Source organism: Trujillonella humicola (assembly GCF_046233715.1).
GTDB lineage: Bacteria > Actinomycetota > Actinomycetes > Mycobacteriales > Geodermatophilaceae > Trujillonella > Trujillonella humicola.
The window spans coordinates 1-20,225 of record NZ_JBJNRJ010000073.1 but is presented as its reverse complement, the minus strand read 5'-3'; the positions used below and the strand labels follow the sequence as shown (position 1 = coordinate 20,225).

General features: G+C 76.8%; 24 protein-coding genes. 7 read left to right on the top strand and 17 right to left on the bottom strand.

Annotated elements, in window-relative coordinates; all coding sequences use genetic code 11:
* Positions 1 to 152 precede the first annotated feature (152 nt).
* Positions 153 to 758: an NUDIX hydrolase gene (locus ACK586_RS23310; RefSeq protein WP_409332909.1), complete on the bottom strand. Its 606-nt coding sequence runs from the start codon at positions 756 to 758 to the stop codon at positions 153 to 155.
* 111 nt (positions 759 to 869) lie between these two features.
* On the opposite strand from ACK586_RS23310, the gene ACK586_RS23305 reads away from it, so the two are divergent.
* Entirely contained in the window at positions 870 to 1,616 is a 747-nt protein-coding gene (locus tag ACK586_RS23305; protein ID WP_409332908.1) for a thioesterase family protein, read from the top strand.
* A gap of 4 nt (positions 1,617 to 1,620) precedes the next feature.
* Here the strand turns inward: ACK586_RS23305 and ACK586_RS23300 are convergent, their stop codons facing one another.
* Both ACK586_RS23300 and ACK586_RS23295 read right to left on the bottom strand, forming a co-directional pair.
* Positions 1,621 to 2,184 (bottom strand): hypothetical protein, encoded by a 564-nt coding sequence (locus ACK586_RS23300; protein WP_409332907.1) that lies wholly within the window; start codon positions 2,182 to 2,184, stop codon positions 1,621 to 1,623.
* A complete protein-coding gene (locus ACK586_RS23295) occupies positions 2,181 to 2,771 on the bottom strand; it encodes a helix-turn-helix domain-containing protein (RefSeq protein WP_409332906.1) in 591 nt (196 codons plus the stop codon). The genes ACK586_RS23300 and ACK586_RS23295 overlap by 4 nt, the downstream gene beginning before the upstream one ends.
* Before the next feature lie 67 nt (positions 2,772 to 2,838).
* On the opposite strand from ACK586_RS23295, the gene ACK586_RS23290 reads away from it, so the two are divergent.
* Together ACK586_RS23290 and ACK586_RS23285 are read left to right on the top strand one after the other, a co-directional pair.
* On the top strand, positions 2,839 to 3,810 hold the full coding sequence (locus ACK586_RS23290) for an NAD(P)/FAD-dependent oxidoreductase (RefSeq protein ID WP_409332905.1): 972 nt from the start codon (positions 2,839 to 2,841) through the stop codon (positions 3,808 to 3,810).
* On the top strand, positions 3,807 to 4,424 hold the full coding sequence (locus ACK586_RS23285; RefSeq protein WP_409332904.1) for an SAM-dependent methyltransferase: 618 nt from the start codon (positions 3,807 to 3,809) through the stop codon (positions 4,422 to 4,424). Before ACK586_RS23290 ends, ACK586_RS23285 begins: the two co-directional genes overlap by 4 nt.
* A gap of 62 nt (positions 4,425 to 4,486) precedes the next feature.
* Here the strand turns inward: ACK586_RS23285 and ACK586_RS23280 are convergent, their stop codons facing one another.
* Positions 4,487 to 5,068, bottom strand: coding sequence for a hemerythrin domain-containing protein (locus ACK586_RS23280; RefSeq protein WP_409332903.1), 582 nt, complete (start codon positions 5,066 to 5,068; stop codon positions 4,487 to 4,489).
* A gap of 146 nt (positions 5,069 to 5,214) precedes the next feature.
* Here ACK586_RS23280 and ACK586_RS23275 point away from each other — a divergent pair, with 146 nt between their 5' ends.
* The gene (locus tag ACK586_RS23275; protein WP_409332902.1) at positions 5,215 to 5,535 is read left to right on the top strand and encodes a hypothetical protein; all 321 of its coding nucleotides are present in this window, start codon (positions 5,215 to 5,217) and stop codon (positions 5,533 to 5,535) included.
* Positions 5,536 to 5,572: 37 nt separating this feature from the next.
* On the opposite strand, the gene ACK586_RS23270 is transcribed toward ACK586_RS23275, so the two are convergent.
* The 6 genes from ACK586_RS23270 to ACK586_RS23245 form a co-directional block, all read right to left on the bottom strand.
* Positions 5,573 to 6,751, bottom strand: coding sequence for an acyl-CoA dehydrogenase family protein (locus ACK586_RS23270; protein ID WP_409332901.1), 1,179 nt, complete (start codon positions 6,749 to 6,751; stop codon positions 5,573 to 5,575).
* Positions 6,752 to 6,788: 37 nt separating this feature from the next.
* The gene (locus ACK586_RS23265; protein WP_409332900.1) at positions 6,789 to 7,295 is read right to left on the bottom strand and encodes a mycothiol transferase; all 507 of its coding nucleotides are present in this window, start codon (positions 7,293 to 7,295) and stop codon (positions 6,789 to 6,791) included.
* Positions 7,292 to 8,002 carry an HDIG domain-containing metalloprotein gene (locus tag ACK586_RS23260; RefSeq protein ID WP_409332899.1) on the bottom strand — a complete coding sequence of 237 codons (711 nt, stop codon included), beginning with the start codon at positions 8,000 to 8,002 and terminating at the stop codon, positions 7,292 to 7,294. Before ACK586_RS23260 ends, ACK586_RS23265 begins: the two co-directional genes overlap by 4 nt.
* Before the next feature lie 158 nt (positions 8,003 to 8,160).
* Complete coding sequence (locus ACK586_RS23255; protein ID WP_409332898.1) at positions 8,161 to 8,709, bottom strand: hypothetical protein; 549 nt, start codon at positions 8,707 to 8,709, stop codon at positions 8,161 to 8,163.
* Positions 8,710 to 9,663: 954 nt separating this feature from the next.
* On the bottom strand, positions 9,664 to 11,103 hold the full coding sequence (locus tag ACK586_RS23250; RefSeq protein ID WP_409332897.1) for a DUF2252 domain-containing protein: 1,440 nt from the start codon (positions 11,101 to 11,103) through the stop codon (positions 9,664 to 9,666).
* 151 nt (positions 11,104 to 11,254) lie between these two features.
* Positions 11,255 to 12,511: a serine/threonine-protein kinase gene (locus ACK586_RS23245; RefSeq protein WP_409332896.1), complete on the bottom strand. Its 1,257-nt coding sequence runs from the start codon at positions 12,509 to 12,511 to the stop codon at positions 11,255 to 11,257.
* 212 nt (positions 12,512 to 12,723) lie between these two features.
* Between ACK586_RS23245 and ACK586_RS23240 the strand changes: the two genes are divergently transcribed.
* Complete coding sequence (locus ACK586_RS23240) at positions 12,724 to 13,284, top strand: hypothetical protein (protein ID WP_409332895.1); 561 nt, start codon at positions 12,724 to 12,726, stop codon at positions 13,282 to 13,284.
* A gap of 57 nt (positions 13,285 to 13,341) precedes the next feature.
* On the opposite strand, the gene ACK586_RS23235 is transcribed toward ACK586_RS23240, so the two are convergent.
* The 3 genes from ACK586_RS23235 to ACK586_RS23225 all read right to left on the bottom strand — a co-directional run bounded on the left by ACK586_RS23235 (position 13,342) and on the right by ACK586_RS23225 (position 15,316).
* Positions 13,342 to 13,824 (bottom strand): DUF2505 domain-containing protein, encoded by a 483-nt coding sequence (locus tag ACK586_RS23235; protein ID WP_409332894.1) that lies wholly within the window; start codon positions 13,822 to 13,824, stop codon positions 13,342 to 13,344.
* 53 nt (positions 13,825 to 13,877) lie between these two features.
* Positions 13,878 to 14,828 carry a hypothetical protein gene (locus ACK586_RS23230; protein ID WP_409332893.1) on the bottom strand — a complete coding sequence of 317 codons (951 nt, stop codon included), beginning with the start codon at positions 14,826 to 14,828 and terminating at the stop codon, positions 13,878 to 13,880.
* Positions 14,829 to 14,935: 107 nt separating this feature from the next.
* Entirely contained in the window at positions 14,936 to 15,316 is a 381-nt protein-coding gene (locus tag ACK586_RS23225; RefSeq protein ID WP_409332892.1) for a hypothetical protein, read from the bottom strand.
* A gap of 69 nt (positions 15,317 to 15,385) precedes the next feature.
* On the opposite strand from ACK586_RS23225, the gene ACK586_RS23220 reads away from it, so the two are divergent.
* A complete protein-coding gene (locus tag ACK586_RS23220; RefSeq protein ID WP_409332891.1) occupies positions 15,386 to 15,724 on the top strand; it encodes an STAS domain-containing protein in 339 nt (112 codons plus the stop codon).
* Positions 15,725 to 15,966: 242 nt separating this feature from the next.
* Positions 15,967 to 16,431: a response regulator gene (locus ACK586_RS23215; protein ID WP_409332890.1), complete on the top strand. Its 465-nt coding sequence runs from the start codon at positions 15,967 to 15,969 to the stop codon at positions 16,429 to 16,431.
* Between the two features lie 35 nt (positions 16,432 to 16,466).
* On the opposite strand, the gene lepB is transcribed toward ACK586_RS23215, so the two are convergent.
* The 4 genes from lepB to ACK586_RS23195 form a co-directional block, all read right to left on the bottom strand.
* Positions 16,467 to 17,027 carry a signal peptidase I gene (gene lepB / locus ACK586_RS23210; RefSeq protein ID WP_409332889.1) on the bottom strand — a complete coding sequence of 187 codons (561 nt, stop codon included), beginning with the start codon at positions 17,025 to 17,027 and terminating at the stop codon, positions 16,467 to 16,469.
* The gene (locus tag ACK586_RS23205; protein ID WP_409332888.1) at positions 17,024 to 18,478 is read right to left on the bottom strand and encodes a sensor histidine kinase; all 1,455 of its coding nucleotides are present in this window, start codon (positions 18,476 to 18,478) and stop codon (positions 17,024 to 17,026) included. The genes lepB and ACK586_RS23205 overlap by 4 nt, the downstream gene beginning before the upstream one ends.
* A complete protein-coding gene (locus ACK586_RS23200) occupies positions 18,468 to 19,139 on the bottom strand; it encodes a response regulator transcription factor (RefSeq protein ID WP_409332887.1) in 672 nt (223 codons plus the stop codon). Before ACK586_RS23200 ends, ACK586_RS23205 begins: the two co-directional genes overlap by 11 nt.
* A gap of 331 nt (positions 19,140 to 19,470) precedes the next feature.
* Positions 19,471 to 20,127: a hypothetical protein gene (locus tag ACK586_RS23195; protein WP_409332886.1), complete on the bottom strand. Its 657-nt coding sequence runs from the start codon at positions 20,125 to 20,127 to the stop codon at positions 19,471 to 19,473.
* Positions 20,128 to 20,225 lie beyond the last annotated feature (98 nt).

Below are 20,225 nucleotides of genomic sequence, written 5' to 3'. Positions count from 1 at the left end.
GTTCGACACGACATCCTCCTGGTCGGGTTGGGACACCAAGCCCGTTCACCCCACCAGGGGGATGTCCTGAATCTCCAACCCGCTCAGGTCGTTACTACGGGCGGCCCCGCTGCACGGGCCCGCGTCGAACGCGGGGGCAGCGGGGCCCCTCCTCAGCGCCAGGCGAAGACCGGCTGCTCGAGGTGGGCCACCCGGGTGTGCAGCCCGCGGCAGGCGACCTGGCAGAACTGGTGGACGACGGCCGCGGTCGGCGCGTGCACGTAGCCGCCCCCGAGCGGTAGCTGGATGACCGGCTGGTCGGACTCGGGAATGCGGATCAGCCGCGGCTCAACGTCCAGGGCGGCCACCGGCACCCGGTGGATGCTCGCCACCTCGGCCTCGTGCGGCGTGAGCTCGCCGACCGCGCCGGCCCAGCAGACCACCGGTGTCATCACGTACCCCGAGCGCGTCACGTAGTCGTCGAGCAGGCCGAGCACCGCCGACGGCGGCAGCGCCAGGCCGACCTCCTCGTCGAGCTCGCGCAGCGCGCCCTCGACCGGCGTCTCGCCGGTGTCCAGCCGGCCGCCCGGCAGTGCCCACTGGCCGGCGTGGTTGCGCATCCGCGCGGCCCGTCGGGTGATCAGCAGGGTGGGGGTGCCGTCGTCCTCCAGGACGCAGACCGCGACGGCGGCGTGCTTGAGGTCGGGCCGGTCCGCGGCGCGGCGGGGGAAGCCCGCGATGCGGGCGGCGACGACGTCCCGGTCGAGGGTCGGGCTCATGGGTGCACCTCCGCCGGGGACGGTACGACAGGGGGAGCGGTTTGACATTCGGACCGACTCGACTGGGGTCGGCGGCTCACGTTGGGAACTCGAACTGATGGAGCCGCCGTCGTGGACCCCGCCTCCCGCACCGCCTCCGCCGCCGTGGCCGCACGCAGCTCCGGACCGCTGACCTTCGGCGCAGACTGGTGCTCCTTCGCCGGTGTCCAGGGCGGGTTGCTGGTGGGGGAGCTGCTCGACGCGGCCGGTGCGGCTCCCCGCTCGGTCACCGCCCACCTGCTGCGGCCAGTCGCCCCCGGCGTCCCCGTGCACGTCACTGCTGCGCCGGACCGGTCGGGGCGTACCGGCAGCGTGCGGACGACGCTGGCGCAGGGCGGGCGCACCGCCGCGGTCGCCCAGGTCCTCACCTCGGCCGCGCCGCAGGCGGCGGGGCCGCGCGAGGCGGTGGGCGAGCCGGCCGACGGCGCGCCTTTCGCCCTGCCGCGAGAGCTCGTGCCGGTCGCCGACCACCTGGAGATCCGCGCCCTGGGTCGTGGGCGCCCGCTGGGCGGGGGGAGCGAGGCCCGCCTCGTCGCGTGGGTGCGGGTCCTGGGCGCCTCGACCCCGTTCACCGCGCTCGGCGTCCTGGTCGACGCGCTGCCGCCGTCCCTGTTCGCCGTGTGGACGGCGCCGCGCCCGCTGCCGACCGTCGAGCTGACCGCCCACCTGGCGGGCCCGGCGCCGGAGCCGGGAGCCTGGGTGCGCATCGACCAGCGGACCAGCTGGGCCGACGACGAGTACTGCGTCGACGACGCCGAACTGCACGCGGCCGACGGGACGCTGCTCACGCGTGCCCGTCAGACCCGCCGGATGGTGTGACCGGTCAGGGCGACCGGCGCCGCTCGATCGCCTCGAGGACGGTCTTCCGCGCCCTGCCCAGGTCGCGCTCGGCCCGCTCGGCGCGTTCGAGGGTCCCGGCGTCCATTCCGGTGATCCGCTTCCTGGCCTCGCGGGCGGTCAGGTCGAGCAGCTCTGCGGCCGCGCGCGCCTCGCGGGCGGCGTCGGTGTTCGGCACGTGCTGGCCGTCGCCGTACTGCTTGGCGCGGTCGGTGGCCCGTCGCTCGGCCTCGGTGAGCAGCTGCCAGGCGGCGTCGGGCAGGTAGCGGCGGGTGCTGTCGCCGTCCCGCGCGTCCGCACCGCCGTCGGCGGTGCGCCAGTCCTCGTCCGACCACTGCTGGAGCTGCCGCTGCGACTGCGTCCGCTCGCCCTCGTGCCGGTAGCCGCCGCCGGCCGCCTCGTACTCGTGCGCGAGCAGCTGGCTCTTGCGCGCGCTCCACTGGCCGGCGCGGCCGCCGCGGTCCCCGGCCCTGATCTCCTCCTTGAGCCGGGCGCGCAGCTCCGGGTCGGTGTAGTCCTCGGCGTAGTCCTCCGCCGTCTTCCCGCTCATCCCCGCCCGCTACCCCGAGCCGGCTGGGCGCGCACGTGGATCCGCTCGCCCTGGGGGCCGTAGAGGTTGAGGATCTCGGCGGGGACGTCGCCGGGGTTGCCGACCCAGTGCGGCGTGCGGGTGTCGAACTCGGCCACCTCGCCGGCCCGGAGCAGCAGGTCGTGCTCGCCGAGCAGCAGGCGGACCTGCCCCGACAGCACGTACATCCACTCGTGGCCCTCGTGCGTCTTCTGCTCCGGCTCGCCCGAGGGCGTCCGCGGCGGGATGACCTGCTTGTAGGCCTGCACCCCGCCCGGGCGCCGGGTCAGCGGCCAGAACAGGTGGCCGCCCTTCTCGAACGGCCGGGCGACGACCCGCGGGTCCGGGGTGGACGGCGCGCCGACCAGCTCGTCGATCGCCACCGAGTGCGCCCGGGCCAGGGGCAGGAGCAGCTCCAGCGTGGGCCGGCGCTGCCCGGACTCCAGCCGGGACAGCGTGCTCACGGAGATGCCGGTGGTCTCCGACAGCTGGGTCAGCGTCACGTCGCGCCTGGTCCGCAGCTCGCGCAGCCGTGGTCCCACCGCCGCCAGGACGTCGTCGTCGGTCACGGGGACAGTTTGCCGTTATGGCAAGGAAGTTTGTCAAGACGGCCAGGGGGCGCGCACTCTCGTCGGCATGAGCGAACGAGTCGACGTCCTGGTGATCGGTGGCGGAGCGGCGGGCCTGTCGGGGGCGCTGGCCCTCGCCCGCGCCCGCCGCAGCGTGCTGGTGGTGGACGGGGGGACGCCGCGCAACGCGCCCGCCGCGGGCGTCCACAACTTCCTGACCCGGGACGGCGCGCCGCCCGCCGAGCTGACCGCCGCCGGGCGGGCGGAGGTCGTCGGGTACGGCGGGCAGGTGCGCGACGGCTGGGTCACCGGCGCGGTCCGGGTGGACGGCGGTTTCGAGGTCTCGCTGGCCGACGGCGGCACCGTCGGCGCCCGCCGGCTGCTGGTGGCCACCGGTGCGAGCGACGAGCTGCCCGACGTCCCGGGGCTGGCGCAGCTGTGGGGCACCGACGTCCTGCACTGCCCCTACTGCCACGGGTGGGAGGTGCGCGACCAGCCCGTCGGCATCCTGTCCTCCAGCGCCATGAGCACGCACGCGGCGCTGCTGTGGCGGCAGTGGACCGACGACGTGACGCTCTTCCTGCACACCGGCCCGGAACCGACACCCGAGCAGGAGGAGCAGCTCGCCGCCCGCGGCATCGAGGTGGTCTCCGGCGAGGTGGTCGGCCTGGAGACCGAGGACGGCCGGCTCAGCGGCGTCCGGCTGGCCGGTGGCGCCGTCGTCCCGCGGCGGGCGCTGGTCGCCCAGACCCGGGTGCGGGCACCCGGGCACCTGCTCGCCGACCTCGGGCTCGTCCCGGAGGAGGTGGGGATGAACGGCGTCGTGTTCGGCGAGGTGCTGCCCACCGGTGCCGACGGAGCCAGTCCGGTCCCGGGCGTGTGGGTCGCGGGCAACGCCGGCGACGTCCGCGCGCAGGTGGTCGTGGCCGCGGCCCAGGGACTGGCCGCCGCGGGGCAGATCAACATGGACCTCGTGGTGGAGGAGACCCGCGCCGCGGTCGCCGCCCGGGCCGCGGCGGGTGCGGCGGGTGCGGCGTGACCCTCTACGACGAGGCGTGGTGGGAGGAGCGCTACGCCTCCGGGGACGCGCACTGGAGCGGCCGGCCCAACGACGTGCTGGTCGCCGAGACGACCGGCCTGCCGCCGGGCACCGCGCTCGACGTCGGCTGCGGCACCGGCGGTGACGCGATCTGGCTGGCCGAGCAGGGCTGGCAGGTGACCGGCGTCGACCTGTCCCGCACCGCCCTGGACCGGGCGGCCGCCGCGGCGGCCGAGCGGGGCGTCGCCGACCGGACGGCGTGGCAGCGCGCCGACGTCACCGCCTGGGTGCCGCCCCGGGGTGCCTTCGACCTGGTGACGTCGTCCTTCCTGCACGTCCCGGGCGGGGTGCGCGACGCGGTGGTGGCCCGGCTGGCCGCGGCCGTCACCCCCGGCGGCACGCTGCTGGTCGCCCAGCACGACCCCAGCGACCTGCACACGGTGCGGCACGGCCAGGACCCGGACCTGTTCGCGACCGGCGAGCAGCTCGCCGCGGCGCTGCCGGCGGGGGAGTTCGACGTGCTGGTCGCCGGGGCGCGGTCGCGGCTGGGCCGCTCGCACGAGGGGGAGGACCTGCCGATGGCCGACGCCGTCCTCCGGGCCCGCCGGCGCTGACGGCGGCGGGGCGCCGGCGGCGGGGGCGCCGTCGGCCCGGCCGGACCGCCTCAGCTCGACCCCTAGCCGGACCGCTTGCCGCGGCCGGTCACCGCGTCGCGGAGCTGGTCCAGCAGGCCGGCGACGGGGCCCAGCGCCGTGCGCACGCCGGCCTCGTTGGGGGTCATGGGGTGGGGCCGGGTGGGGGCGTTGGCCTTGACCCGCTCGACGTCGTGGGCCAGGGCGACGAGCCGGTCCGCCGGGAGGGACTGCCGCAGCTCGGCGAACATGCGGCCCTCCTCGTGGGCCACGTGCTCCCGGATCTCCCGGGCGAGGGTGGCGACCTCGGCGTCGAAGCCGGCGTCACCGGGGTCCATCCGCTCGAGCCGCTTCATCGTCTCCTCGGCCTCGCCGTGCTCGTGCTTGGACCGCTCGGCCTCCTCCCGGTCGAGCTCGTCCTCGACGAGGGGGTACACCTGGGTCTCCTCGGCGACGGAGTGCTTGACGATGCCGATGGTCACCTCGTCCACGAGCTCCCGCTTGCGGCGCAGGTCCTCGTCCCCGGAGCGACCGGCCAGGTCCTCGAGCTCGCGGAACAGGCGGTCGAACTCGCGGTGGTCGGCGCTGAGCAGGTCGACGACGTCGCGCTCGGGTGCGGTGGTCATGGGAGCTCCCTCGGGCGTTCGGTTCCCCCTGGGCTCGGGCCCCGGGAGTTCCCCCGGGGCCGCACCGGCACACCTCGCGGACGGTGGTGCACGACCGGGTGCCGCGGCCGCGTTTGACCTCCGGTCGCCCGGGATACCAGGGCGGCGTGGAGTCCTTCGCGGTCGGTTTCGCGCGTCCTGACCGCCGGTCCTGGCACGGCACCTCGGAGCAGACCCCCTGGCACGCCGTCGTGGCCGACCGCCCGGCGCGCGACCTCGACGGCGTGGTCGACCTGGCGTTGTGCGGCGCCGTCGTGCAGATCTGGGGCTCGCAGCGCTGGGAGCGCATGGGCACCGGCCGCACGGCGTGCGCCGAGTGCGTCCGGCTGAGCACCGCGCCGCCGCTGCTCCCGGCCCCCGCGTCCCCGGCTCCCGCCTCCCCGGCAGGGGCGGCCCCGGTGCCCGCCCGCCTGCTGCGCGCCGTCTGAGCGAGGTCTCCCGCGTCGCGTCGCCCGGGGCGCCGGGTCAGCGGTCGGAGCGCCGGCCGCTGATGGCCGACCGGCCGGTGATCTCCCGGCCGACGATGAGCGCCTGCACCGAGTCGGTGCCCTCGAAGGTGAAGACGGCCTCCATGTCGGCGTGGTGGCGGGCGACGTGGTGCTCGAGCAGGATCCCGTCGCCACCCAGGATGTCGCGCGCGTCCGCGACGATCGCCCGGGCCTTGGCCGCGTGGTTCATCTTCGCCAGCGACGCCATCGCCGCGGTCATCCGGCCGGAGTCGGCGAGCTTCGACAACCGCCAGCACATGAGCTGCATCGAGGTGATCTCGGCCAGCATGCGGGCGAGCTTGTCCTGCACCAGCTGGTAGCCGGCGATCGGCTGGCCGAACTGCTCCCGCAGCTGCGCGTGCGCGAGGGCCAGCTCGTAGGACGCCGTCGCGAGCCCCAGCGCCCGCCAGGCGACGGTGTAGCGGGTGCGGTCCAGCACCTGCGAGACGTCGGCGAAGGAACGGCACCCGACCAGCTTGTTCTCGGCCGGCACCCGGACGCCGCGCAGCGTGATCTCGGCCTGCCACACCGCCCGCAGCGCGGTCTTGCCGGTCATGACCGTCGTGTCGAAGCCGGGCGTGCCCTTCTCGACGACGTAGCCGCCGACGTCGCCGTCCTCGTCGCGGGCCCAGATCAGCACGAGGTCGGCGATCGACCCGTTGCCGATCCACTTCTTCTGCCCGTCGAGGACGAACACGTCGCCGTTCCGGCGGGCGGAGGTCTCCAGGGCGACGGCGTCCGACCCGTGCCTGGGCTCGGTCAGCCCGAAGGCGCCGATCTTCTCCATGCGGGCCATCTGGGGCAGCCACCGTTGCCGCTGCTCCTCCGAACCGAGCATCGCGATCGACTGCATCGCCAGGAAGCTGTGCACGCCGTTGAAGGTGCCGATGCTGCCGTCGGCACGGGCCAGCTCGGCGGCGACCAGCCCGGCGGAGACCGCGCTCATGCCCGGGCAGCCGTAGCCGGAGATGGTGCCGCCGGCGATGCCCAGCTCGGCCAGCCGCGGCACGAGCGGGAACGGGAACTCGGCCCGCTCCCAGTAGTCGTTGACGATCGGCATGACCTCCCGCTCGCCGAAGGCGCGGACCCGGTCGCGGATCTCCACCTCCCCGGGCTCGAGGAGCTCCTCCAGGGCGTAGAAGTCGGGGCTGGCCACGGCGCCGACGCTAGGGCCGCGCGGGTCGGGCCGCAGCTCAGGCGCCCAGCAGGCCGCGGACGTAGCCGATCTGCCCCAGGTGCTGCAGGTCGTCGGAGAGCACGCTGACCAGCCGCACGCCGAGGGTGACCGGCGGGTCCCAGCGGGTGTCGACGACACGGTCGAGGTCGCCGTCGGACAGTCCGGCGAGGACCTCCGCGGTGCGGTCGTGGACAGCGGCGGAGTACTCGACGAGGAGGGCGGGATCGCCGATCCGGACGGCGGCCACCTCGTCGGCGGACATGCCGTAGCCGATCGCGGCGTCGTCCACCGGGAGGTCGAAGCGGCGGGCGAAGCCCCGTGAGGTGTACACCTGCTCGCTGCCGGCCACGCCGGCCACGTGGTCGTCCTGGACGCGGAGCAGGTGCCAGGCCAGCCAGCCGATCGGGTTGGCGTTCCCGCCGACCCGCGCATCCAGCTGCTCGGCGGTCAGGCCGTCGAGGCTGCGCTGCAGCGTCTCCCGGACCTGGGAGAAGGCGTAGGTGAGGACGTCGCGGCTGTTCACCGCGCCGGACTACCCACCTCCGGGCTCCCCACCCCTGCCGGTGCAGCCGGAGCGGTCGGGGCGGTGGCGGCGAGGTGCAGCCGGTGCTCGGTCCGCCGCACCGCGGCGCGGACGACCGGCGCGCGGTCGGCGTGAATGCGCCCGGTGGGGCTGCCGGAGCCGTGCCGGCGCACCGCGTCGGCCAGCCGCTCGTCGACGTCCACGGCCCGGCCGTCCGGCCCGGTGGTCTGGTCGGCGTAGGTGAGCGCGTCGGCCAGCGGGCCACTGGCGCAGTCGTCGTACCCGAGAGCGGCCAGGCGGTCGGCCAGCCCCCGGGTCCCGGCGACGAGGCGGGCTCCGGAGTGGTGGGCCACCAGCCCGACCACGACCGGCGGCCAGCCCCGCTCGCGCAGGTACAGGGCGCCGTCCAGCGGGTGGAAGCCGGTGCGCCGCAGCTCCGGGGCGTAGCCGATGTCGTGCAGCCAGGCCGCGGCGACCACCAGGGCGCGGTCGCCCGGCGGAACGGCCGCCGCCGCTGCTTCCGCGCGCCGCGCCACCGCCTGCACGTGCCGCCACCGGTCCGGCGACCGGTCCAGCAGGCGCGCGGCGAGCCGGCGCGCCCGACGGACCAGCGCTCGTCCCTCCGCCTGCCGGTTGGCCGGCGCCGCGACCGGTCCGCCCGCCGACCGCAGGTGGTCCGGGTCGTCCCGGGCGGTCGTGGGCGTCACGCGGTCCTCCGGTGCAGCGGCGGTGGACCCGGAGCACAGCGGGAGCGCCGGCCTCCCGCATCACCCGCGCGGGGTGACGCCCACCTGTCCGGACGGCGGCCGGCACTCCCGCGGCCCGGGGGCCGGTGGTCACCGCGGGGCGGCGTCCCGGCCCGTCCTCACGGCAGGGGACGGCGCGGCACCGGAACGACCGGCGGCGCCGGAGAGGGGGACGGCGGCACCGGACGGGGGACCCCGGTGTCGGCCATCGCCCCCTCGTAGGCCTCGTGCAGCAGCCGCAGGCGCTCGACGAGGCGTTCGGCGCAGGCCGACGGCGTCGTCGGCGGAACCGGTTCGGGCAGGGTGTCCCAGAAGACCTCCGCGAGCTCACCGGCGCGGCCGGAGAAGGCCCGCCTGGTCACCGACGAGGGTCCGATGGCGGCGGAGTACCGCCGCGCCGCCGCACGCCGCAGCCGGGCGACCGCCTCCCGGTGGGGGGCCAGCACCTCGCGGCGGTGCCGGAGCGCGCCGCGGCGCAGGCCCCGCGGCCCCGGGGGAGGGGCCGGGACGGCCAGGCCGATGGCCCGGCCGAGCAGGGGGACCAGCAACGGGCGCTCGGCATCGGTCATCCGGTCGTTCGCGGCGCGCAGGACGTCGCCGAGCTCGTCGTCGACGCAGCGCGGCCGGTCCCCGAAGGGCTCACCCGCGAGCAGGGACGTGTACTCCATGAAGCACGCACCCCGCGCAGGGTCCCGGTGCTGGCCACGCCCCAGCACCGGCAGCCCGTCCGGCACGCTCCGATCGCGATCCGGTCCGGTCATGGCATCGGCACCTCCCGCCGCAGAGGAGCACCGCGACCCCTGCCGCCCGTGCCGTCCTCCGCCCCGTCGAGGCCGTGAGCGTCGTGCAGCGCCCCCGGGTCCTCCTCATCCGCTGCGGGTGAGATCGCTCCCCGCCCGCCCGGGACCCGGGGGAGACCCAGCTCCTGCAGGGCCCGCTCGTAGCCCTCGTGCAGCAGCACCAGCCGTTCAGCAGCACCAGCCGTTCGACGATCCGGTCGGCCCGCTCCTCGGCGCTCCGGGGTGGCGCGGGCCGGCTCAACCCGCTCCAGAACAGCCAGGGGACCTCGCGGCCGCAGCCGGGCCAGCGTCGCTCCGCCTCCTCGGGGGAGGATCCCAGCGCGCTCAGGAACCGCTCGGCGACCGACTCGCGCAGGGCGGCCACCTGCGCGCGGTACCGCGCGACCTCCCGCCGGCTCCCGTGCCGGGCACGGCGCGGAGCACGCCGTCCCGGGGCCCGCGGTGGGGGGAGGACCGCCAGGCCGATGGACCGGCCCAGCAGCGGGAGCAGCCGCCGGCGCTGCGCGTCGGGCAGGTCGTCGTTGGCGCCACGGAGGACGGCGGCCAGGCCGGCGTCGACGCAGCCGGGCCGGTCGCCGAAGACCTCACCCGCCAGCAGCGACGTGTACTCCATGAAGCACGCGCCCTGCTCGGGACGGCGATGCCGTCCCCGGCGCAGGACCGGCAGCGAGGCAGGCATCCCGATCGTCATCCGGACCTCCCCGGGTCGCTCGGTCCTGCCGGTCGCAGGCCTCGAGCATCGGGTCCCCGCCCCGGCGGGCCCCTCATCCGCACCGGGTGAGCCCCGAGCAGATCGGCGGGACGGAGGGCGATCGGCCGGACTCATCCCTCGGCGGTCGGGACCCGCCCGCTGACCGCGGCCTCGGCCAGCTGCCGGTGGTCGCCCTCGGTGAGGTCGGCGTAGGTCGCGGCGAACCCGGCGAGCGCCTCGGCGAACCTCGGCGAGGAGCCCAGGTAGCCGGCGATGGCGATCCGGTCACCGGAGCGGGCGTGGGCCCGCGCCAGGCACCACGCGCAGAGCTGGCCGTAGATCTCCAGCCCTTCCGGTCGCAGCTCCTCGACGGCGACCCCGCCCTTCCAGTCGCGCAGCTGACGCAGGTAGAAGTCGCGTTTCACCCCGTCGATCCCGGCACTGCGCAGCCAGCCCAGGAAGATGTCGCTGGCCTGCTGCATGAGCCGCTGACCGGCGACCACCCGCTCGCCCTGGTTGTCGTGCGGGCCCGGGCCCACCAACTCCTCGTGCACCGAGGGTCCGGCCTCCTTCACCTGCAGCAGCAGGGGGTCGTCCGCGTCGCGGCCGGCCAGCAGCACCACCCAGCACCGGGTGCCCACGCTGCCGACCCCGACGACCTTGCGGGCCATGTCGACGAACCGGTAGCGCTCGAGCAGGACCCGGCGGTCGTCCTGCAGCGTGGCCCGGTACCGGCCGAGGAGGTCCCCGAACGCCGCCCGCAGGTCGGCCTCCTCGGTCTGCGGGAGCAGGTCGCGCAGCGGCACCAGCAACGGCGGCTCGGCCCGCAGCCGCACCCGACCGTCGACGATCTCGGTCAGCTTCCCGAACGCCTGCAACGTGTCCCGCGTGCGGGCCTTCTCGAAGGCCTGCGACAGCCGACGGCGCTGCCCGGGTCGCAACTGCGGCCCCAGCCGGGCGTACAGGTCCTCGGCCTCGACGCGCGAGTACCAGACCTCGATGTCGCGCTGGGCCGCGAACGCCGCCATGGCGGTGCGGTACCGCTCGCCGGCGGCCAGCGTCACCGCGCGCCGCTGCTTGCGCGTCAGCCCCAGGTCCCGGCCGGCCACCTCGAGGCTGGCCACCAGCCGCTTCACGTCGTGCTCGAAGGGCCCGGGCAGCGTCTCGTCGAAGTCGTTGGTGTCGAACACCAGCCGCCGTTCCGGCGAGCCGTACAGCCCGAAGTTCACCAGGTGCGCGTCCCCGCACATCTGCACGGACAGGCCCGAGCGGGGCGCCCCGGCGAGGTCGGCGGCCATGACGCGGGCCGCCCCGCGGTAGTAGGCGAAGGGCGACTGCAGCATCCGGCCCCAGCGGATCGGTGCCAGCTCCGCCACGCGGGTGGCGCCCTGCTCCTCGAGCAGGCGCAGGGGATCGGTCGACGTGGGATCGCGGACGACGACGGCGTGCGACTCCAGCGGAGTCTGCCGGCGGCGGGCCTTGCCCGCGGCCCGCCGCTCCTGCGGGGTGGGGAACCCGGTCGCGGACCCCGGGACGACCTCCTGGGCCTCCCGGGTGGCGGTCGCGGTCACCACGCCGATCCGACCGTGACGGCCCGACCGGTCCCCGTCCGCCCTGCTCGTGCTCGCCTCGTCATGGGTCGACCGTGCCGGGAGGCCGCCGCTGCCGGGTCATCCGCCGAGGGTGATCGTGCTCCGGCGCCGTCCCGGACCGGGCCCGAGCTCAGAACAGGTCGGCCGCGAAGGCGACCAGCGCGATGACCGCGACGGTCAGCGCCACGAGTGCCAGCACGAGGACGACGACGGGGACGACCACCCAGCGCCGCCGGAACCGGAACCGGCGCCCGCGGGCGGCAGGAGGACGGCGTGGCGGCGGCGCCGGGGGTGGTGGGGGCGTGCGGTCGGCACGCCGGGCGCGGCGCCGGTCGGCGAGGTGGCGGGCCTGGTCGGCGGCGTCGCGGGCCACGCCGCGGGCCACGGTGCCGAGGAGCGCCGCCGAGCTCGCCGCCAGCGCCTTGAACTCCTCGGCGCCGATGCGCTCGACCCGGTCGCCCCGGGCCGCCGCGGCGGCGTCGGTCGCGGCGCCGGGCGAGGACGGTGCGGGCGGGCGGACCGGCGGCGCCGGGGGTGGCCAGGCCGCCGCGGTCGCGGCCCCCGCCAGGGCGGCCTGCAGCTGCGCCCGCGCCCGCGCCGCCGTCGTCCGGTCGGCCGGGTCCTTCTCGAGCAGACCGCGCAGCACCGGCTCCAGCGGCCCGGCGTGCGGCATCGGGGGCGGGTGCTCGGACACCACCGCCAGGAGGGTCGCCATGGGCTCGCCCTTGGCGAACGCCGGCCGTCCCTCCACCGCCGTGTAGAGGGTCGCGCCGAGGGACCACAGGTCCGCGGGCGGGCCCGGCCGCTCCCCGTGGGCCCGTTCGGGCGACATGTAGGACGGGGACCCGATGAGCGTCCCGGTGGTGGTGAGCGACGAGTCGCCGGTGGCCGTGGCGATGCCGAAGTCGGTCAGGTAGCCCCGCCCGGCCGCGTCGACCAGCACGTTGCCGGGCTTGACGTCGCGGTGCACGATGCCCGCCCGGTGCGCGGCCTCGAGCCCGTCGAGGACGTCGAGCCCGATGCGGGCGACCGCCTGCCACGGCAGCCGCCCGTGCTCCTCGGCGAGCTGCTGGAGGCTGCGCGAGGGCACGTGCTCCATGACCAGCCAGGGCCGGCCGTCCTCCTCGACCACGTCGAACACCGTGGTGACCCGCGGGTGGTCCAGCGTGGCGGCGGTGCGGGCCTCGCGGAGGGTCCGCTCGCGCAGGATCCCGCGCTCGTGCTCGGTGACGTGCTGGGGGTAGGTGACCTCCTTGACCGCGACCGGCCGGTCCAGCGTCCGGTCGGAGGCCAGCCAGACGACGCCCATCCCGCCCCGCGCGATCACCTCGGTCAGCGCGTAGCGGCCGCCCAGCAGGCGGTTCGCGGGTCCGGCGCCGGCCGTCATGCCGGGAACGCTACGCCCGGGCCGCGGGATCCGGCGCGCCGTCGTGAGCGAACCGGGACCGCGGTGCGCGGCGCGGCACGCGGGGAGCCGCTGGCGTCCGTCGTCGCGGGGTGCTGCGATGCTGCCCAGGACGCGTCCGGCCGGCAGCGGCGGGACGCCCGGGTCGCCGTCGGCACCGACGGTGCGCCGCACCACCGACCGGGAGGAACCGCATGACCACGCCGGGCTCGAACGGCTCCGATCAGCAGCCCGGGGGCGGTGCCCCCGGCTGGGGCCAGCCGCCCGCCGGCCCGCCGGGCGGGTACTCGCCCCCGCCGCCGGGTGGCTTGACGCCGCCGGGTGGCTCGACGCCGCCTCCGCCGCCGGGGCAGTACCCGCCGCAGCAGGGCGCGAGCGCCTACCAGCCCCAGGCCGGGGCGCCGTACCCGCCGCAGGGGGGCGCCCCCTACCAGCCGCAGCCCGGCGGGTACGGGGCGCCGCCCGCGAGGTCGGGGCCGCCCAAGTGGCTGATCCCGGTGATCGCCGGCGTGGTGCTGGTGGCCGGCGCCCTGGCCCTGTTCGCCTTCTTCGGCGGCGGTGGGGCCGAGGTCGTCGACTGCGACGACGACTCGGCCGTGGCCCGGGTCGTCGGCTTCGACGACGACGACATCACCTACGACGACTACCTCGCCAGCGACGGCGACTACTGCGGCGACGTCCAGGGCGCGGTCACGCACTTCTGGGAGGGCCAGGAGGACGAGGAGGGCCGCGTCGTCTGCGTCGGCGAGATCTGATCCCCCGCTCCACCACCGGGCCCCGTCGGCGTTGCGCCGGCGGGGCCCGGTGCCGTCTCACCGCTCGGCGAGCCGGGAGTCCAGCGCCTCGGCCTCCCGGCGCAGCACCAGCTCCACGAGCTGGCGCACCGCGCCCTCGGCCTGCCGGCCGACCAGTGGCGCGTCGACCCGCGCCTCGGCGGTCACCGCCGACCGGGTGCCCCCGCCGTCGGGGTGCAGCCGCCGCTCGCCGAGGACGGTGACGGTACGGCCGAACACCTCCGCGCGGACGTCGACGTCGCAGTGCCAGCCGTCGCCGTCGCGGTGCCACCGGCGGACGTCGACGACCGCCACCTCCCGTGCCACGAAGCGGGCGAACACCGCCGGGATGCCCGCCGTCGGGGCCAGCATCCGCACCGTCGTGGTGGCCCCGTCGCTGGTCGCCTCTTGCAACCGGGCGCCGAGGGCGTCGGTGGTGGCGCGCAGGAACGACTCGTCGGTGAGGACGGCGTGCACGAGATCGGGCGGCGCGGCGTGAGCGGTGGAGACGTCGATGGGCACGCCTCATCCTCGTGCGGGGACGGCGCGCACGCCCGACGGGCCCGTGCTGCGGCTCAGCCGGCGGGCTCGGTGGCGGGCGGGAGCGTCGGTGCCGTGACCTGGTCCGGGTCGGTCGTGCCGTCGCAGACCGGCTCCTCCGCGGGTGGCTCGGAGGGGAGCGGCGCGGGCGGGGGAACGCACGTCGTGGGCTCCGGAGCGGTGGTCACCGGGGCGGGGGTCGGCTCGGGCGCCGGCGGCGGGGCGGACGTCATCGGTGGCGGCGGGACCGCCGAGGTCGGCGTGGGCGTCGGGCTCGGGGTGGGCGTCGGGCTCGGCGGGGCCGCCGAGGTCGGCGCGGCCGTCGGGACCGGGGTGGGGGTCGGGCTGGGCGTCGGGGTCGGGCTGGGCGTCGACGGTGGCGGGGTGGGCGTTGTGCTGGCCGGCGGTGCCGTCGTGGGCGTCGGGGCCCCCGGTTCCGCCGGGGCGCTCGTCCCGGGGCTCGCCGTGGGCGCGGCCGCCGGGGACGGTGCCGGCATCCCCGGCGGCCCCGGCGGCGGCGCGGGGGCCAGGGTGGGGTCGACGGGCAGGCCCGGAACGGGACTGGGGTCGATGGGCAGGCCCGGAATCGGGCTGGGGTCGATGGGCAGGCCCGGAATCGGGCTGGGGTCGATGGGCAGGCCCAGAACGGGGCCAGCGTCGAGCGGCGACGACGGGAGCTGCGTCGTCGTCCCCGGGCCGGGCGCGAAGAGGGACAGGGGTGACGCCGGGGCGCCGAGCGGCGCGTCCAGCCCGGCCAGGACGCCGATCGTCGGGACCAGCAGCGGACCGCCGCGGATGACCGGGCCCGTGCCGGGATCCGGGCCGGTGACGTCGGACGCCAGCCGGGCCGCCGCGGCGGAGGAGGTGAGCCCGGCAGGGGCGGCCGGCGTGGCGGTGCTGCCCAGCGCGGCGAGCGCCGCTGCCAGCCCCAGCGCCAGGGCGCCGCCTCCGAGGAGCGGTGCCGCGCGGTCCCCCCTGGTGCCCATCGCGGATCCCCCCATGCTCTGCCGATCGGTCCTCCAGAGCCTGACCGACACCGGTCTACCCGGGGAGCCCCAATCTGGGGTGGGCCGGGGCGTGAACTATGGGGGGGTCAGCCGGCGGCGAAGAGCTCGACCTCCTCGGGCCGGGCGGAGAACGGGTTCGCCCACTCCGAGGGCGCCCCGGTGATCGGCTGGGCGTCGGTCACGACGACGTGCGGCTCCCCGGGGTAGACGGCCAGGACGCGCGTGGCCGACGCCAGCACCTCGGTCCGCTCGACGAGCTCGCCGCGCCGCAGCGTCGCGGTGGTGCGCTCGCCGCGCAGCTCCTCGCCGACCTCCGCCGTCCACCGGACGCCGTCCTGCACGAACCGGATGCAGCGGACGCGCTGCCCCGGCGGGGCCGGCTCGCAGCCGGCGAACTCCGCCAGGGCCTCGTACAGCCGCTCGGCCTGCTCGTCGTCGGCCGCACGCGGGAGGAAGAACGCAGTCACACACCCATCCTCGTCCCGGGCACCGACACCGGGTTGTCCCGACGCGGGTGACTGGGCACAGTGGTCCGCGTGTTCGGCGACCTGGGCACCGGCGAGGACGAGGACCCGGTCGGCTCGATCACCGTCGTCACCGAGGGTGGTCGCTGCGTGGCACATCTGGTCGGTGACGTCGACGCCGCGCTCATCGGCGCGGCCGGGGGGGCCGGCCTCCTGGAGAGCGGGGACGTCACCGCGATCGACGTCAGCCGGCTGGGCTACATCGACTCCACGGGACTGACGATGCTCGTCCGCTGGGCGCGGAGCCGGGCCCGGCGTGGCCAGCGCCCGCTCGTCCAGGGCTCGACCCCCCGTTTCGCCAGGGTGCTGTCGGTGTCGGGCCTGTCGTCGACCTTCGACGTGGGGGCGTGAGCGCCGGTGGTCTCCCGCCGGACCGGCGCGCCCTCCCCGGCGAGGGGGTCGGCCATCCCCCCGGCCTGGGTGGGCGCCGGCGCAGCCCGGTCGGCACCATGGGAGCTGCGTCCCCGCTCGCGGGACGTGCACCCGCTCCGCACGGGGGGCCGGCGGGTGCGTCACCGGCAGGGAGGTGGCGCGGTGCCTGCGGAGCGGAGGCGTGCGGTGCCCGGCACCGCGACGCGACCCCGCGGGCGCGCGTGCGCGGCCCGGCGGGCGGCGGCACGGTGACCCTCGTCGCCTGCGTGTCCGCCGACGCCGGGCCGCTGTCCTCCGAACCGATCCGGGTGCTCGTGGTCGACGACCACGCGTCGTTCCGCGAGATGCTCACCGACTTCCTCGCCGCCCAGGACGGCATCGACGTCGTCGGGGAGTGCGGCGACGGGTCCGAGGTTCCGTCGGCGGTCGACCGCCTGCGGCCGGACGTGGTGCTGATGGACCTGTCGATGCCGGTGGTCGACGGTGAGCAGGCCACGCGGGTCCTCCGGGCGACCCGTCCCGACGTCGTGGTGGTGGTGCTGACCGCGGAGGGCGCCGCTGCGGTGGAGCGCGCCCGGACCGCGGGCGCGCACGCCCTGGTCCCCAAGGACGCCGACCCCGAACTGCTCGTGCGGTGCGTGCGCTCGCTCGCGCACGCCGGCGCGGACTGCCCCTTCGCGCTCTGAGCGCGCCGGGATCCGCGCGGCAGGTCGGCAGCCGGTCAGCAGCCCTGTGCGGGCAGGCCGCCGGGAGCGGGCCAGACCCGGACCTCGACGACCCCCAGGACGGCGTCGAGGGGCACCGGCCCGAAGGCGCGCGAGTCCACCGAGTCCCCCCGGGCGTCACCGAGCAGGAAGACCGAACCGTCGGGCACCGTGACCGGACCGAAGAAGACGCCGTCGAGGAGATCGGGGTCGATACCCGCCTCGCAGCGCCGCTCGCCGTTCACCACCAGGACGCCGTCCTCCAGCCCCACCGTGTCGCCGGGCAGCCCCACCGCGCGCTTGACCAGGGGGGCGCCGGTGAGCGGGTGCTCGGCAGCCACGACGTCCATGCGGCGCAGCCCGTCCACGCCGTGCCGGACCAGGACCAGGTCGCCGGCCGACAGGGTGGGGCGCATGCTGCCGGAGTCCACGCGCATCAGCTGCAGGGGCAGGAGGCCGGCGAGCGACGCCCCCGTGAGCAGCGCGAGGACGACGACCAGCCCGACCGCGACGGAGGAGGCGCGGCGACGCCGGGGAGCGGCGTGCCGGCCGCGCCGGCGCACCTGCGGGATCGTCACGGCGGCGTTCCCCCGGCCTCCGGTGAGCCCGAGCCCGACCCGGCCGGCGATCCGGGATCCGGCCGCGCCGAGGGCGAGGACGCCCCCCGCGACCGGGAGGGCCGGCCCTCCGGCGCGCCGGACGCCGGCACGGGGAGCACCGCGGTGAGCACCGTGCCGCCGTCGGCGCCGGGCTCCACGCCGAGGTCGCCGTCGACGGCCAGCAGCCGCTCGCGGAGCAGCCGCAGGCCGAGGTGCCCGTTGCGGCTCGCCGCCTCGGCGGCCTCGGCGTCCACGCCGACGCCGTCGTCGGCGACGGTGAGCAGCACCGTCTGCCCCTCCCCGGTCCCGGTCCGGGTCAGCGTCACCCAGGCGCGGCCGGCCCCGGCGTGGCGCGCCACGTTGGCCAGCGCCTCCTTGGCGGTCCGGTACAGCACCGCCACGTACTCGGGCGGCAGCTCCGGTACCGGGTCGACGCTGACGGTGACCTCGGTGCCGGACTCGCGCAGCCGCTGGGCGAGGTCGTCGAGGGCGGTGGCGAGCCCGGGGCCGCTGAGGTCGGGCGGGTAGATGTCGACCATCAGCCGGCGCAGCGACGCCACGGCGTGGCGCACCGTGGCGGTCAGCCGGTCGACGGTCGCCCGGCGCTCCTCGGGGACCGACGACCGCAGCGCGGACAGCGCGTAGCTCACCCCCGCCAGGTCCTGGACCGGTCCGTCGTGGACGTCACCGGCGATGGCCCTCCGCTCGCGCTCGGAGGCGGCGAGGGACCGCGCCATGGAGGCGACCCGCTGGGTCTCGGCCCGGCGCGCCCGCCGGACCATCGACGCGGCGATCGGCAGCTGGATGAGCTGCAGGACGACGAGGGACCCCACCGCCAGCGGGATGATCTCGCCACGCAGCAGGGAGGCCTGCCGGTCGATGGAGTCCGTGGCGAAGTAGGCCTCGACGACCAGCGGCTCGGCCCCGGCGTCGACGGGCACGTAGATCTCCAGCAGCGGCCCGTCGACGTCGCCGTAGGCCGTCTCGGGCTCCTCGTCGACGTGGGCCACGACCTCGCCGGCCAGGGCCTCGCGGAGATCGTCGCTGACCCCGAACTGCCGCCCGATCAGCTCGTCGATCGTCGCGAAGTAGACGCTGCCGTCGGCCCGCCAGACGACCACCGAGACCAGCGACCCGTCGGTGAGCCGGTTCTGGAGGTCGCGGTCGAGGTCCTCGTAGGCGTCGGGGTCCCCGGCCAGCGCGTCACGGGCCAGGGGGGCGATGACGAACTCACCCAGGCGGACCGCGATGCGCTCGGCCTCGGCGAGCGCGTTCGAGCGCGCGATCCGGCCGCTGATCAGGACGGCGCCGGTGGCCACCGCGATCAGGACGACGAGCGCCCACACCACGAAGACGGTGAAGTGGCGTCCGGGCGGGATGCCCCGGAGCCAGCCGGGCCGATGCGGAGGGTCGTGGAGGTCAGCGGCCACTCGAGCCCAGCAGCCCGAGGTCCTGCGCCTTGACGACCGCTTCGAGCTGGGACCGGACACCCAGCTTCGCGTGCAGCGCCTTCACGTAGCCGCGGCAGGTCTCCAGGGTGATGCCCAGCACCCGGGCGATGGCCTTGATCTGCATCCCGCGACCGAGGCAGTCGAGCACCTCCTGCTCCCGGCGGGTGAGCTGCGGGACCGGCGCGGTGCGGGGCCGCGGGGCGACGCTCCCCGAGGCGAAGGTGGACGGGGAGACGAGCATCTGCCCCGGCTGCACCCGCCCCAGGATGTCGATCATCTCGGCCAGGGAGCCGTCCTTGGGGATGAAGGCGGAGGCCCCGGCCTGCGTCGCGCGGACCACCCAGTCGGGGTCGCGGTGCGCGGTGACGACGGCGACGACGGCCTGCGGCGCGACCTCGCGGATCCGCCGGGTGGCGGCCAGCCCGTCCTGGTGGGGCATCTCGATGTCCATCACCACGATGTCGGGCTGCTCGGTGGCGGCCATGGCGATGGCCTGCGCGGCGGAGGAGGCGATGCCGACCGGCCGCATGCCCGACGACGCCAGGGCGCCCGAGAGCAGCTCGGCGAAGGTCACGTGGTCGTCGACCACGAGGACGGTGCGCGACAGCCGGAGTGGCGTGGGCGTCGTGGCGACGGACAAGGTGGCCTCCCGTGGATCGTGCGGCGCGCACTGCGCCCGGGCACTTATGGCACGGGCGCGGCTCGGTGCACCACGGCCCTTCGTCCCGGCCGGGACCAAGGTCACCACTCGTCCGGGGCACGTTGCCGCGAGCCGGAACGGGACGGATCTTCTCCCTTACGCTCGGTCATCGACGCGAGAGGGTCGGAGCGGGGCGGCGCCGACGCCTGTCGCACGCAGATCGGACCGGCCGGCGCGGCTGAGCAGGCCTTTCCGGTCGCGCGGCGGTGTGGCGGACGCGGAACCTAGCGCAGGGTGCGTGCGTACGCTCGGTGACGACGGGTCGGAGGTCTCAGCGGAGGACGCCGGTGAACCACAGCGCCCAGGCCAGGACGCCGAGGCAGAACAGCCCGTCGACCGCCACGCGACGCCAGGTGGCCGGCAGGAGGGCCGTGAGGGCGAGCACGGTCAGCACCTCGGCCGTGACCGCGGCGGTCCCGGTCGCTCCGGGGGAGTGCTCCGAGGTCGCCGCGGGGACCGCCCCGCCGAGGTCGACCGGGCCGTCCGGCGTCCGGGCCATCCCGGCGGACAGGTCGGTGCCGGTCACCGGGTCGATCTGCGGTACGACGCTCGGGCCGCCGTGCCCGGCGTGCCCGGTCCCGTGGGGGACGGCGAAGGCGTCCAGGAGACCCGTGGTGTGCGCGACGACGTAGAGCCCGAGCAGCGCCACGGTGCCGGCCAGCGTCGCGGCGAGCAGCGCGGGCGCGGGCCGCACGCCGGTCACCGCGGCGATGGCGAAGAGGACCGCCACCCCGAGCTGGGCCGCCGCGGCGAGGAGGAAGAAGCCCACGGCCAGGTCGCCCGCACCGACGTGGTCGGCGGCCGCGACGAGGTGCAGGCAGCCGGCCGCGACCAGTCCGGTGACCGCGGCCGCGAGGACGAGCCGGCGGCGCCGCGCCGGAGCGGTGCCCGGGGACGCGGTCGCGACCCCGGGCAGCGTGGCGGTCACCGCGGGGGGGGGGGGGGGGGGGGGGGGGGGGGGGGGGGGGGGGGGGGGGGGGGGGGGGGGGGGGGGGGGGGGGGGGGGGGGGGGGGGGGGGGGGGGGG

What these genes read in the sequence shown, in the direction of transcription:
- ACK586_RS23310 (WP_409332909.1), bottom strand. Translation starts at nt 758, where the DNA reads ATGAGCCCGACCCTCGACCGGGACGTCGTCGCCGCCCGCATCGCGGGC.
- ACK586_RS23300 (WP_409332907.1), bottom strand. Translation starts at nt 2,184, where the DNA reads ATGAGCGGGAAGACGGCGGAGGACTACGCCGAGGACTACACCGACCCG.
- ACK586_RS23290 (WP_409332905.1), top strand. Translation starts at nt 2,839, where the DNA reads ATGAGCGAACGAGTCGACGTCCTGGTGATCGGTGGCGGAGCGGCGGGC.
- ACK586_RS23280 (WP_409332903.1), bottom strand. Translation starts at nt 5,068, where the DNA reads ATGACCACCGCACCCGAGCGCGACGTCGTCGACCTGCTCAGCGCCGAC.
- ACK586_RS23255 (WP_409332898.1), bottom strand. Translation starts at nt 8,709, where the DNA reads ATGGAGTACACGTCCCTGCTCGCGGGTGAGCCCTTCGGGGACCGGCCG.
- ACK586_RS23245 (WP_409332896.1), bottom strand. Translation starts at nt 12,511, where the DNA reads ATGACGGCCGGCGCCGGACCCGCGAACCGCCTGCTGGGCGGCCGCTAC.
- ACK586_RS23240 (WP_409332895.1), top strand. Translation starts at nt 12,724, where the DNA reads ATGACCACGCCGGGCTCGAACGGCTCCGATCAGCAGCCCGGGGGCGGT.
- ACK586_RS23230 (WP_409332893.1), bottom strand. Translation starts at nt 14,828, where the DNA reads ATGGGCACCAGGGGGGACCGCGCGGCACCGCTCCTCGGAGGCGGCGCC.